The organism is Agrococcus terreus, from assembly GCF_014645235.1.
Lineage (GTDB): Bacteria > Actinomycetota > Actinomycetes > Actinomycetales > Microbacteriaceae > Agrococcus > Agrococcus terreus.
In genome coordinates this window covers 1,527,598-1,540,028 of record NZ_BMLM01000001.1, presented here as the reverse complement: position 1 = coordinate 1,540,028, position 12,431 = coordinate 1,527,598, and the positions used below count along the sequence as shown (strand labels likewise).

Annotated in this window: 14 protein-coding genes; all 14 read right to left on the bottom strand. The window is 76.4% G+C overall.

Annotated elements, in window-relative coordinates; genetic code table 11:
* Nucleotides 1–3 precede the first annotated feature (3 nt).
* Genes IEW90_RS07475 through rpoZ form a run of 14 tightly spaced genes read right to left on the bottom strand, consistent with a single transcriptional unit; the run spans nt 4 to nt 12,385 of the window.
* Nucleotides 4–270: a DUF6704 family protein gene (locus tag IEW90_RS07475; protein ID WP_373284733.1), complete on the bottom strand. Its 267-nt coding sequence runs from the start codon at nt 268–270 to the stop codon at nt 4–6.
* A gap of 52 nt (nt 271–322) precedes the next feature.
* A complete protein-coding gene (locus IEW90_RS07470) occupies nt 323–874 on the bottom strand; it encodes a Trp biosynthesis-associated membrane protein (protein ID WP_188717539.1) in 552 nt (183 codons plus the stop codon).
* Nucleotide 875: 1 nt separating this feature from the next.
* Nucleotides 876–2,387, bottom strand: coding sequence for an anthranilate synthase component I (locus IEW90_RS07465; protein WP_188717538.1), 1,512 nt, complete (start codon nt 2,385–2,387; stop codon nt 876–878).
* Entirely contained in the window at nt 2,384–2,737 is a 354-nt protein-coding gene (gene hisI, locus IEW90_RS07460) for a phosphoribosyl-AMP cyclohydrolase (RefSeq protein ID WP_188717537.1), read from the bottom strand. Before hisI ends, IEW90_RS07465 begins: the two co-directional genes overlap by 4 nt.
* Nucleotides 2,734–3,492 (bottom strand): imidazole glycerol phosphate synthase subunit HisF, encoded by a 759-nt coding sequence (gene hisF, locus IEW90_RS07455; RefSeq protein WP_188717536.1) that lies wholly within the window; start codon nt 3,490–3,492, stop codon nt 2,734–2,736. The genes hisI and hisF overlap by 4 nt, the downstream gene beginning before the upstream one ends.
* 7 nt (nt 3,493–3,499) lie before the next feature.
* On the bottom strand, nt 3,500–4,339 hold the full coding sequence (gene hisG, locus IEW90_RS07450) for an ATP phosphoribosyltransferase (RefSeq protein WP_188717535.1): 840 nt from the start codon (nt 4,337–4,339) through the stop codon (nt 3,500–3,502).
* Nucleotides 4,340–4,377: 38 nt separating this feature from the next.
* Nucleotides 4,378–4,641 (bottom strand): phosphoribosyl-ATP diphosphatase, encoded by a 264-nt coding sequence (locus tag IEW90_RS07445; protein ID WP_188717534.1) that lies wholly within the window; start codon nt 4,639–4,641, stop codon nt 4,378–4,380.
* Nucleotides 4,638–5,339 carry a ribulose-phosphate 3-epimerase gene (gene rpe / locus IEW90_RS07440; protein ID WP_188717533.1) on the bottom strand — a complete coding sequence of 234 codons (702 nt, stop codon included), beginning with the start codon at nt 5,337–5,339 and terminating at the stop codon, nt 4,638–4,640. Before rpe ends, IEW90_RS07445 begins: the two co-directional genes overlap by 4 nt.
* Nucleotides 5,340–5,383: 44 nt before the next feature.
* On the bottom strand, nt 5,384–6,724 hold the full coding sequence (locus IEW90_RS07435) for an RsmB/NOP family class I SAM-dependent RNA methyltransferase (protein ID WP_188717532.1): 1,341 nt from the start codon (nt 6,722–6,724) through the stop codon (nt 5,384–5,386).
* Nucleotides 6,721–7,683, bottom strand: coding sequence for a methionyl-tRNA formyltransferase (locus IEW90_RS07430; protein ID WP_188717531.1), 963 nt, complete (start codon nt 7,681–7,683; stop codon nt 6,721–6,723). The genes IEW90_RS07435 and IEW90_RS07430 overlap by 4 nt, the downstream gene beginning before the upstream one ends.
* A gap of 58 nt (nt 7,684–7,741) precedes the next feature.
* The gene (locus IEW90_RS07425; protein WP_188717530.1) at nt 7,742–9,715 is read right to left on the bottom strand and encodes a primosomal protein N' family DNA-binding protein; all 1,974 of its coding nucleotides are present in this window, start codon (nt 9,713–9,715) and stop codon (nt 7,742–7,744) included.
* A 14-nt stretch (nt 9,716–9,729) separates the two neighbouring features.
* Entirely contained in the window at nt 9,730–10,917 is a 1,188-nt protein-coding gene (gene metK, locus IEW90_RS07420) for a methionine adenosyltransferase (RefSeq protein ID WP_188717529.1), read from the bottom strand.
* Nucleotides 10,914–12,128 (bottom strand): bifunctional phosphopantothenoylcysteine decarboxylase/phosphopantothenate--cysteine ligase CoaBC, encoded by a 1,215-nt coding sequence (gene coaBC / locus IEW90_RS07415; protein ID WP_188717528.1) that lies wholly within the window; start codon nt 12,126–12,128, stop codon nt 10,914–10,916. Before coaBC ends, metK begins: the two co-directional genes overlap by 4 nt.
* Entirely contained in the window at nt 12,128–12,385 is a 258-nt protein-coding gene (gene rpoZ / locus IEW90_RS07410; protein WP_188717527.1) for a DNA-directed RNA polymerase subunit omega, read from the bottom strand. Before rpoZ ends, coaBC begins: the two co-directional genes overlap by 1 nt.
* Between the last annotated feature and the right edge of the window lie 46 nt (nt 12,386–12,431).

The window sequence follows — 12,431 nt, the reverse complement described above, 5'->3', positions numbered from 1 at the left end:
GGCCTAGTGCCCCTGCTCCCCGAAGCCCGCCTTGGCGAGGACGGGCCAGAGGATCGCGCCGATGACGAGCACGCCGGCGCTGATCCACACGAGGAGCGGCTGGTCGAGGAAGAAGAAGACGGTGCCGGCGGCGATGGCGACGAGCATGACGACGATGCTGACCCAGGCGGCGCGCGAGTGGCCGTGGCCGGGGTCGACGAACGCGGGGTCGTACTCGGCGACGGCCAGGTCGGCCGCGTGCTGCTCGGTGATGCCGGGGCGCGTGCTCAACGATGCTCCTCGAAGTCGGTGGGTGGAGGACGCAGGGCGCCCTGCGTCCACTCTACCGAGTCGGGTCCTCGCCGTCGTCCATGGCGTCCCACGCGAGCCCGGATCCGGTGCGCTCGTAGCGCGCGGCGCGCGCGGCGCGCGCCGGCCAGCGGTGGCCGGTCGCGAGGACCCAGGCGCCGACGAGCACGGCGAGCGCGCCGCCGGCGACCGCGGCGTCGGGCCAGCCGGTCGCGGCGAGCCGCGCGATCTCGGCCTGCTGGGCGCTGCCCGCGAGCCCGGTCGCCTCGGCGACGAGCTCGGCGACCGCCTCGTCGACGCGCGCCCGCGCGCCCCACGCCTCGGCGGCGAGCGCGCCGCCGGCGAGCACGGCGAGCGCGCCGAGCACGACGCGCCACCAGCGCCCGGCGATCGGCAGCACGAGCGCCGTGGCGATGCAGACGAAGGCGACGATCGAGAGCGACGCGGCCACGCCCTGACCGCTCGTCGTGAGCTCGCGGCCGTCGACGAGCGTCACCATCGCCCACGGCTGCGTCGCCGCGAGCAGGCCCAGCGCACCGGCCGCCAGCAGGCCCAGCACCGAGATCGTGCGCGCGCGCCGCAGCACGTCAGCCCCGCTGCCGCATCGAGGAGGCGACCGCGACCGCGCGCAGCGGCGCGGCCGCCTTGCTGCGCACCTCGCGCAGCTCGGCCTCCGGGTCGGAGTCCGCGACGAGCCCCGCGCCGGACTGCACGTGCGCGACGCCATCGCGCATCGTCACGGTGCGGATCGCGATCGCCAGGTCGGCGTCGCCGGCGAGGTCGAGCCAGCCCGCGACGCCCCCGTACACGCCGCGCTGGGCCGGCTCGAGCTCGTCGATGATCTCGAGCGCGCGCGGCTTCGGCGCGCCCGAGAGCGTGCCGGCCGGGAAGGTGGCGCGGAACGCGTCGACCGCGGTCGTGCCCGGGCGCATCCGCCCCTCCACCGTCGACACGATGTGCATGATGTGGCTGAAGCGCTCGATCGCCATGAACTCCGTGACGGCGACCGTGCCGGGCTCGCACACCTTCAGCAGGTCGTTGCGGGCGAGGTCGACGAGCATGACGTGCTCGCTGCGCTCCTTCGGGTCGGCGAGCAGCTCCTCGGCGAGCGCGCGGTCGGCGTTCGCGTCGGCGCCGCGCGGCCGGCTACCGGCGATGGGATGCATCGTGGCCGAGCCCTCGTGGACGGTGACGAGCGCCTCCGGGCTCGACCCGACGACCGCGTACGGGCGGCCCTCGGCGTCCTCGAGGGCGAGCAGGTAGAGGTACGGCGAGGGGTTGAGCATGCGCAGCACGCGGTAGACCTCGAGCGGCGTCGCGTCGGTCTCGAGGTCGAAGCGGGCCGAGAGCACGACCTGGAACACGTCGCCGTCGCGGATGTGCAGCTTCGAGCGCTCCACCATGGCGCGGAAGTCGTCGTCGGCGACGCGCGCCGACGGCTCGGCCGCGGCGTCGCGGTCGAGGGCCGCGAGGGCACCGGGCGCGTCGCCCGCGAGGCGTGCCTCGAGCGCGTCGAGGCGCGCCTGCGCGTCGGCCCAGAGCGCCTCCGCGCCCTGGGTGCCGTCGTTGAGCACGTTGGCGACGAGGTGCGCGGTGCCGGTGCGGTGGTCGAGCGCGACGAGGGTCGCGACGAGCGACAGCGCCGTCGTGGGCACGTCGACCTCGCGCGGCGGCGCGTCGGGGAGCCGCTCGAGCTCGCGGATGGCCTCCCAGCCGATGTGGCCGACGAGGCCGCCCGTGAGGCGCGGCAGGCCAGGGATGCGCGGCGTCGCCCAGCGGCGCAGCAGGTGCTCGAGGGCCGCGAGCCCGGTGCCGGGGACGTCGTCGCCCAGGATCCGCGAGGCGTCGACGCTCCCCCGCCAGGCGACGGCGTCGCTGTCGGCGACGAGCGTGCCGAACGCCTCGACGCCAACGAACGACCACCGGCTCCACACGCCCTGCTGCGCGGACTCGAGCAGGAACGTGCCCGCGCGGCCGTCGGCGAGCCGGCGGTAGACGCCGACGGGCGTCTCGACGTCCGCGAAGACCTCGCGGACGACGGGCACGATGCGGTGGCCCTCGAGCAGGGCCTCGAAGGCGGCGCGGTCGGTGTCGGTCATGCCCGCTCCTCGACCACGGTGGTCGGCACGGGCGTGAAGAAGCACGTCCGCTCCCCCGTGTGGCACGCCGGTCCGGTCTGGTCCACCCGGATGAGCAGCGCGTCGCCGTCGCAGTCGATGGCGATCGAGCGAGGCACCTGCACGTTGCCGGAGGTGTCGCCCTTGCGCCAGTACTCCTGGCGCGAGCGCGACCAGAACGTCACGCGGCCCTCGGTCGCCGTTCGCCGCAGCGCCTCGTCGTCCATGTAGCCGACCATGAGCACGTCGCCCGTCGCGTCGTCCTGGATCACCGCGGCGACCAGCCCGTCGGCGTCCTTCTTCAGTTGCGGCATCGCCGTCCCGTCGCTCATCGCACCGTCACCCCGGCCTCCCGCATCGCGTCCTTGACCTCGCCGATCGTGCACTGCCCCGAGTGGAAGATGCTCGCGGCGAGCACGGCGTCGGCGCCCGCGCCGACCGCGGGCGCGAAGTCGGCTGGGCCGCCCGCGCCGCCCGAGGCGATCACCGGCGTCGTCGCGACCGCGCGCACGGCGCGCGTGAGCTCGAGGTCGAAGCCGTCCTTCGTGCCGTCGGCGTCGATCGAGTTGACGAGCAGCTCGCCGACGCCGCGGCCGACTGCCTCTCGGGCCCACGCGATCGCGTCGAGCCCCGCGCCGCGGGAGCCGCCGTGCGTCGTCACCTCGAAGCCGCTCGGCTGGTCGGCCGCGCGCCGCACGTCGAGCGAGAGCACGAGCACCTGCGAGCCGAAGTCGGCGACGATGCGGTCGATGAGCCCGGGGTCGCGGATGGCGGCCGAGTTGACGCCCACCTTGTCGGCGCCGTGCGCGAGCAGGCGCGCGACGTCGTCGCGGCTGCGCACGCCGCCGCCGACCGTGAGGGGGATGAAGACCTGCTCGGCGCAGCGCTCGACGACGTCGAGCATCGTGCCGGCGTCCTCGACCGTCGCCTTCACGTCGAGGAAGGTGAGCTCGTCGGCGCCCTGCTCGGCGTAGCGCGCGGCGAGCTCGACCGGGTCTCCCTGGTCGGCGAGGCCCTGGAAGCGGACGCCCTTGACGACGCGGCCGTGCGCCACGTCGAGGCACGGGATGACGCGGGTGGCGAGCATGCCGGCCTCAGATCCGCGCGGCGTGGATGCGCGTGACGATGATCGCGCGCGCGCCCACGTCGGCGAGCGCATCCATGACGTGGTTGGTCTCGTCGCGGCGCACCATGACGCGCACGGCAGCCCACTCAGGGTCGTGGAGCGGGCTCACGGTCGCGCTCTCGAAGCCGGCGGCGACGCCGATGGCGGCGTCGAGGCGAGAGCGCTCGATGTCGTAGTCGACGAGCACGTAGTCGCGCGCGACGATGACGCCCTGCAGGCGGCGCTGCAGCGTCGCGAGGCCCGGGCTCTCGGCGCCGCTCGAGATGAGCACCGCCTCGCTCGCGAGGATCGGGTCGCCGAACACCTCGAGGCCCTGGGCGCGCAGGGTCGCGCCGGTCTCGACGACGTCGGCGATCGCGTCGGCGACGCCGAGTCGCACGGCCGACTCGACGGCGCCGTCGAGGCGCACGAGCCGGGCGTCGATGCCGCGCTCGGCGAGGTGCTGGGCGACGAGCCCGTCGTACGACGACGCGACGCGCACGCCCTGCAGCTCCGCCGTCTCGCGGAAGCGGCCGGCGGGGCCGGCGAAGCGGAAGGTCGAGCGGGCGAAGCCGAGGCCCTGCACCTCGACCGCGGGCGAGCCGGAGTCGAGCAGCAGGTCGCGACCGGTGATGCCGACGTCGAGCGCGCCCGAGCCGACGTAGGTGGCGATGTCGCGCGGGCGGAGGTAGAAGAACTCCACCTCGTTGCGGGCGTCGAGGACGATGAGCTCCTTGGAGTCGCGCCGGCCGCGGTAGCCGGCCTCCTCGAGCATCGTGGCGGCCGTCTCGGCGAGCGAGCCCTTGTTGGGCACGGCGATCTTGAGCATGGGGGTCCCTTCAGGTCTGACGTCGATGTGCTGCGGCGTCAGAGATGTCGGTAGACGTCCTGGAGGGAGATGCCCTTCGCGTGCATGAGCACCTGCAGGTGGTAGAGCAGCTGCGAGATCTCGAGCGCGGTGTCCTCGTCGGTCTCGTGCTCGGCCGCCATCCACACCTCGGCAGCCTCCTCGACGATCTTCTTGCCGATCGCGTGGACGCCGGCGTCGACGAGCTCGACGGTGCGGGATCCGTCCCGGCGCTCGGCCAGGGTGCGCTCGAGCTCGGCGTGCAGCTCGTCGAAGGTCTTCACCGCTCCAGGCTACCCGCCGGCGCATCGCCCGCGGCCGCCGCGACGGCCTCGCCGCCGCCCGCGGCGCGCAGCGCCGCGATCCGCTCGGCGGGGTCGGCGTGGCCGTAGACGGCCGAGCCGGCGACGAAGACGTCGGCGCCCGCGGCCGCGGCGATCGGGAGCGTGTCGTCGGTGATGCCGCCGTCGACCTGGAGGGCGACGTCGATGCCGAGGTCGCGGGCGCGGGCGCGCAGCGTCTCGAGCTTCGGCATCATGCCGGGCATGAACGACTGCCCGCCGAAGCCGGGCTCGACGGTCATGATGAGCACCATGTCGAACTCTCGCAGGTGCTCGGCGACGAGGTCGACCTCGGTGCCGGGCTTCACGGCGATCGCGGCGCGCGTGCCGCGCGCGCGCAGCTCGCGGGCGAGCGCGACGGCGTCGCGGGTGGCCTCGGCGTGGAACGTGACCGAGTCGACGCCGCCGATGGCGTACTGGAGCGCCCACGTGTCGGGGTCGTCGATCATGAGGTGGACGTCGATCGGCAGGTCCGTCACCTCGGCGATCCGCTGCACCATCGGCAGGCCGAACGTGAGGTTCGGCACGAAGTGCGCGTCCATGACGTCGAGGTGCACGCCGTCGGCGGTCGCGATGCGGGCGAGGTCTCGCTCCAGGTTCACGAAGTCGGCCGACAGGATGCTCGGGTGGATCCTGACCATGGGTGCCAGCCTATCGACCGCCCGTGCATGCTCGTGACCGCGCGTCACCCCTCGGCGCCCCTGCGCAGCAGCTGCACGAACATCGCGTCGGTGCCGTTGCGGTGCGGCCACAGCTGCGCGGCGTCGCCCGTCTCGCCGAGCGCGATGCCGGGCGCGACCTCCCGGAGCACCGCGCGGGTGTCGACCGGCTCGAGGCCGAGCGACGCGGCGCGCGAGACGACCGCACGCGTCTCGGCCAGGTGCGGCGAGCACGTCACGTAGGCGACGAGGCCGCCGGGCACGACCGCGGCTGCGGCTGCCTCGAGCAGCTCGGCCTGGAGGGCGGCGAGCTCGGGCACGTCGGTGGGCTGCTTGCGCCAGCGGGCCTCCGGACGGCGGCGCAGCGCGCCGAGGCCGGTGCAGGGGGCGTCGAGCAGGATGCGCTCGAAGCGCGGCCCGTCGTCGCGGTAGCGGCGGCCGTCGCCGACCACGACGCGCGGCGTCGAGCCGTCGGCGCCCTCGATGCCGCGCAGCGCGTCGCGCACGAGCTTCGCGCGGTGGCGCGAGACCTCGTTCGCCTCGAGCGACGCGCCGGTGCGCGCCGCCTCGGCGGCGAGCAGCGCCGCCTTGCCGCCGGGGCCCGCGCACAGGTCGAGCCACCGCTCCCCCGCCCGCACGGGCTCGGCGCGCGAGAGCGCGAGGGCCGCCAGCTGGCTGCCGGCGTCCTGCACGCGCCACGCGCCCGAGGCGACCTCAGGCAGCCGCGCGGGGTCGCCGGCCGGCGCGACGCGGCCGAGCGGGCTCGCGGTGGGCGCGAGCGCCGCATCCGGCTCGCCCCTGCCCGGCAGCGCGACGAGGTGCACCGCGGGCGGCGCGTTGTCGGCGTCGAGGAGCGCCGGCAGCTCGTCGGCCGCGCCCTCCGCGTCGAGCGCGCGCCGCAGGGCGCGCAGCACCCAGGCCGGATGCGCGGTCTCGAGGCCGAGCCGGTCGTCGCCGCCGAGGCCGTCGGCGAGTCGCGCGAGCCGAGCCTCCGGGTCCTCGGACAGGCGCCGGAGGACCGCGTTGGCGAAGCCCCGGCGGCCCCGGTCGCGGCCGAGCAGCGCCACGGTCTCGTGCACGGCCGCGTGCGAGGGGATGCGCATGCGCGTGAGCTGGTGCGCGCCGATGCGGAGGGTCGCGAGCGTCGTCGGGTCGATCGCGTCGATCGGCCGGCCGGCGGCGTCGGCGATGAGCGCGTCGTGCTGGCCCTGCCAGCGCAGGGCGCCGTAGGCGAGCTCGGTGGCGAGCGCGGCGTCGGCGGGCGAGAGCCGCGCGTCGCGGATGCGCTGCGGCAGCAGCAGGTTGGCGTAGGCGTCGTCGCGCGCGACCGCGAGCACCACGTCGCGGGCGACCTCGCGCGCGCTCACGCGCTCGCCTCCGCGCCCGCGGCCCGATCCGCCGGAGCGGCGCCGCCCACCAGCAGGGTGGCCGTGCCGCCGCGGCCGCGCAGCCAGTCGGCGCCCGCCATGGGGCGCTTGCCCGCCGGCTGCACCTCGACGAGCTCGAGCGGCGCGGAGCCGGTGCCGACGACCGCGGCGCGGCCGGCGATCGCCGCGTGCCCGGCCGGGAGCGGCGCGGCGCCCGAGCGGGCGAGCCGCAGCACCTTGAGCCGCTCGCCGCCCTCGAGCTCGGCGTGCGCGCCGGGCTCGGGCGTCGTGCCGCGCCAGCGCGCGAGCACCTCGGGCGCCGGCAGGGCGAGGTCGAGCGCGCCGTCGGCGAGCGCGAGCTTCGGCGCGAGGCTCGGCGCGCCCTCCTGCTCCACGAAGCGGGCGGTGCCGTCGGCGATCGCGGCGACCGCGGCGACGAGCTCCTCGGCGCCGAGCTCGGCGAGCGACGCGAGCAGCTCGCCCGCCGTCGCGCCCTCGGGCACGGGCGCCTCGCGCATCCGCACGACCGGCCCGGCATCGAGCTCGGGCACGAGGCGGAAGACGCTCACGCCGGTCGTCGTCCGGCCGTCCATGAGGGCGCGCTGCACGGGCGCGGCGCCGCGGTAGGCGGGCAGCAGCGAGAAGTGCAGGTTGATCCAGCCGTGCGCCGGGGCGGACAGCAGCGGCTCGCGCACGAGGCCGCCGTAGGCGACGACGACCGCGAGCTCGGGCTCGAGCGCGGCGATGCGGTCGGTCGCCGCCGCGTCGAGCCGGTCGGCCTCGATGACGGGCAGCCCCAGCCGCTCCGCCGCCGCCGCGACCGGCGTCGGGGTGAGCGTGCGGCGACGCCCCTGCGGCGACGCCGCGCGCGTGACGACGGCGGCGACCTCGTGGTGCGGCGCGAGGGCCTCGAGGCTCGGGACTGCTGCGGCGGGGCTGCCGGCGAAGACGATGCGCATGGGCTCCGTGGTGGGTCGGGTCGGGCTGCGGGAGGGCGAGGGACGGCGCAGGGGCGAGTCAGAGCCCGTCGAAGGGCTCGGGATCATCCAACCGGATGCGCAGGCGCACCTGCGCGCCGGGCTTCCGCGGTCGGGAGGCGGCGGCGAGCACGCGGCCGCGGGCGGCGCCCGCGAGCTCGGCGCCCTCCGCGTAGCCGAAGCGGACGATGGCACGCTCCGAGTGCGCGGCCGAGGCCGTCGGCGCGGCGCCGGGACCGGGCACGACCGGCACGGGCCCGAGCACGTCGACGTGCGGGATCGCGGCGAGCGCCTCGAGCGCCTCGGCGACGGCGTCCGGGAGCCCGGTCACCGTCGCGGCGCGCACCGCGGGCGGGAAGCGCAGGGCTCGCCGCTCGGCCAGCTCCGCCCGGGCGAACGGCACCGTGGTCGTGCCGGTGAGCGCCGCGGCGATCGGGCCCGCGACGCCGGCGAGCACGACGGGCGCGCCCTCCGCGGCGAGCGCCCGTGCCGTCGCCCACTGCCGCACCGCCTCCTCGGCGACCCGCAGCCCCTCGCGCGCGAGGAGCGCGTCGCCGTCGAGCAGGACGACCGCGCCGTAGCCGCCCTCGGCGATGGGCTCCGCGCCGCGCGTCGCGACGACGATGCGCGGCCGTGCGTCGAGGGACAGCCGCTCGTGCTCGCCGTCGGCGACGACGACGGGCACGCCCGGCAGCGCCCGCCCGAGCTCCTCGGCGATGCGCGAGGAGCCGCGGCCGACCTCGACGAGTGCGGTCGCGCGGCAGGTCGGGCAGCGCCAGGCCGCGGCGATCCGCCCGCAGAGGCGGCACGACGGCGGCGCCTGGCGGGTGCGCCGCCCGAGCGGGCCGCCGCACGCCTGGCAGCGGCCGCGGGCGCCGCAGCCGCCGCAGCGCAGGCCGGGCGCGTGGCCGGGCCTGCCGACCTGCACGAGCACCGGCCGCTCGGCGAGCGCGTCGCGCAGCGCCGCGAACGCCTGGGTGGGGATGCGTCGGCCGTCGTCCGTCATGGCGGTGGGCAGCACCCGCACCCGGTGGCGCCCCAGCAGCTCGTGCTCGAGGAAGCCGAGCTCGACCAGCCGCTCGGCGTCGGTCGAGCGGGCGTGCCCGGCCAGCACGAGCGCGCAGCCGGACTGCGCCTGCCGCACGAGCGCCGCGTCGCGGGCGTGCACCCACGGCGCGAGGGGCTCGGCGAGCAGCGGGTCGCCGTCCTCCCAGACGACGAGGAGGCCGAGGCGCGCCGCGGGCGCGTACACCGCCGAGCGAGGGCCGATGACCGCGACGGGCTCCTGGCCGACGCAGCGCAGGAAGCCCCGGTAGCGGTCGGGGTTCGGCTGGCGCGCGTCGAGCTCGACGACGCGGTCCGCGCCGACGGCGGCCTCGAGCGCGAGCCGCAGCTGCCGCTGCTCGCGGTGGTCGGGCACGACGAGGATCGCCTGCTCGCCGCGCTCGAGCGCCTGCCGCGCGAGCGCGGCCAGCGCGACGGCCCAGCGGCCCACCCACGCCTCGCCCTCCGCCGCGGCGACGGGCGCCACGCCGCCCGCGCACTCGAGCGCGACGCGGCGGCGGGCCTCGACGAGCCCCGGGAGCACGGCCTCCGCGTCGTCGGCGAGCGCGGGCAGCGGCGCGGGCTCCGCCGCGCCGCGCGCGAGCCATGCCTTCTCGACGCGCGCCTGGCGCCCCGGGATGGCCAGCCGCAGCACGTCGGAGGCGCCGCCCGCCGCTCGGTCGGCGACGGCGCGCGCGAGCGCCCACACCTCGGGCTGCAGCACCGGCACGGGCGAGACGACGCGCTCGACGTCGGCGACCTCGCCCTCCCACGCCCGCTCGTCGGCCACGTCGAGCACCCAGCCGTCGGCGAGCCGGTCGCCGCGCAGCGGCACCCGCACGCGCACGCCCGGGGCGACGCCCTCCATCGCGGGCGGGACCCGGTACTCGAAGACGCGGTCGAGCTGCGGCAGCCGCGAGTCGACGACGACGCGCGCGTAGCGCGTCGCCCCCTGCTCGGCCGGCGCCACGCCCGACGCCCGGGTCAGAGCCCCGCGGCCGAGCGCAGCGCGTCGACGCGGTCGAGCCGCTCCCAGGTGAAGTCGGGCAGCTCGCGGCCGAAGTGGCCGTACGCGGCCGTGCTCCGGTAGACGGGCCGGCGCAGGTCCAGGTCGCGGACGATCGCGCCGGGGCGCAGGTCGAAGACCTCCTGGATGGCGGCCTGGATGCGCTCGTCGGGCACCGTGCCCGTGCCGAAGCTCTCCACGTAGAGGCCGACGGGCTGCGCCATGCCGATCGCGTACGCCGCCTGCACCTCGAGGCGCGAGGCGAGGCCCGCGGCGACGGCGTTCTTCGCGACCCAGCGCAGCGCGTACGCCGCGGAGCGGTCGACCTTCGAGGGGTCCTTGCCGCTGAACGCGCCGCCGCCATGGCGGGCGGCGCCGCCGTAGGTGTCGACGATGATCTTGCGGCCGGTGAGCCCGGCGTCGCCCTTCGGCCCGCCGGTGAGGAAGGAGCCGGAGGGGTTCACGATCGCGCGCATGCCGCTCGCGTCGAGGCCGAGGTCGGCGACCACGGGGTCGATGACGTGCGCGATGACCGCCTCGCGGATCTCGTCGTTCGTCACGCCGGGCGCGTGCTGCGTCGAGACGAGCACCGCGTCGACCGTGACCGGTCGGAAGCCGTCGTAGCCGATGGTGACCTGCGTCTTGCCGTCGGGGCGCAGCCACGGCACCTCGCCGGAGCGGCGGACGGCGGCGAGGCGCTCGGCGAGCCGGTGCGCGGCCCACGCGGTGGCGGGCATGAGCGTCGGCGTCTCGGCCGTCGCGAAGCCGAACATGATGCCCTGGTCGCCGGCGCCCTCGCGGTCGAGCGGGTCGACCGAGCCGTCGCGCGCCTCGACGGCGGTGTCGACGCCGGTCGCGATCTCGGGAGACTGCTCGCCGATCGAGACGGTGACGCCGCACGAGTTGCCGTCGAACGACACCTCGCTCGAGTCGTAGCCGATGTCGAGGATGACGCTGCGGGCGAGGGAGGCGATGTCGACGTAGCCGGTGGTGCGCACCTCGCCGGCGACGTGCACGAGGCCGGTCGTGACGAGCGTCTCGACGGCGACGCGCGCCTGCGGGTCCTGCGCGAGCATCGCGTCGAGCACGGCGTCGGAGATCTGGTCGGAGATCTTGTCCGGGTGGCCCTCGGTGACCGACTCCGACGTGAACAGGCGCAGGCTCACGCGTCCCCCTCGCTCTCGCTGCGCGCGGCCGTCCGCCGCGCGATCGTCTCGACGATGGCACGTGCCACCGACGTCTTGGGCCCGGCCGCGTCGGCGACGACGCCGTGGGCGTCGAGCACGCGCACGCGGGTGTCGACCGCGCCGAAGCCCTCGTCGTGCCCGACGCGGTTCACGACGAGCAGGTCGGCCCCCTTCCGGGCGAGCTTGGCGGCGCCGAGCGCGAGCAGGGCGTCGTCGTCCTGCTCGGTCTCGGCGGCGAAGCCGACGACGAGCCCGCGGCCCTGCAGGGCGGCGAGCTCGGCGAGGAGGTCTGGGTTCTGGACGAGCTCGAGCGTGGGGCGCTCGCCCCAGCTGGCCTTCGAGCGCTTCGCCTCGGCGACGGCCTCGACGCGGTAGTCGGCGACCGCGGCCGCCATGACGACGACGTCGGCGCCGGCGCGCTCGTGCATCGCCGAGCGCAGCTGCTCGGTCGTCTCGACCTCGACGAGCTCGACGCCCGCGGGAGGCGCGGCCTGCAGGTTGGCGCCGACGAGCACGACGGATGCGCCCGCGTCGCGCGCGGCGGCCGCGATCGCGGCGCCCATCGCGCCGCTGGAGCGGTTGCCGAGGTAGCGGACCGGATCGATGGGCTCGCGCGTGCCGCCCGCGGAGACGACGACGGTGCGGCCCGCGAGCGGGCCGGAGCGGCGGCCGGCGACCGCGAGGGCCGCGGCGACGACCTCGTGCGGCTCGGCCATGCGGCCGAGGCCCGTGTCGCCGCCCGTGAGCTCGCCTGCGACGGGGCCGACGATCGTGGCGCCGCGCTCGGCGAGCGTGCGCACGTTCTGCTGCGTGGCGGCCTGCTCCCACATCTCGGTGTGCATCGCCGGGGCGACGACGAGCGGCGCGCGCGAGGCGAGCACCGTCGTGCCGAGCAGGTCGTCGGCGAGGCCCGTCGCGAGCTTCGCGATGGTGTTCGCGGTCGCCGGGAGGATCACGACGAGGTCGGCCGCCTGGCCGAGCGCCACGTGGCGCACGGCGGCGACGTCGTCGAAGACCTCGTCCGAGACCGGGTTGCGGCTCAGCGCCTCGAGCGTCGGCCTGCCGACGAAGCGCAGCGCAGACGCTGTGGGCACGACGTGGACGTCGTGCCCGGCCTGGACGAGCTCGCGGATCGCGAGCGCCGCCTTGTACGCCGCGATGCCGCCGGAGACCCCGACGACGACGCGCATCAGGCCTCGGCTGCCTCGTCCTTGGTGAGCACGAGCTTGTCGCGGTGGATCTCGTGGAGCGCCACCGAGAGCGGCTTGTCCTCGATCGTCGCGTCGACGAGCGGGCCGACGTTGTCGAACATCGAACCCTCGTGGATGTCGGTGTAGTAGTCGTTGATCTGGCGCGCGCGCTTCGACGCGAAGATCACCAGCTGGTACTTCGAGTCGACCTTGTCGAGCAGCTCGTCGATCGGCGGGTTGATGATGCCCTTGGCCATGGGTGCCTCCTGCAGACTGCGGTCGGATGCGGGCGGGGCCCGCGAA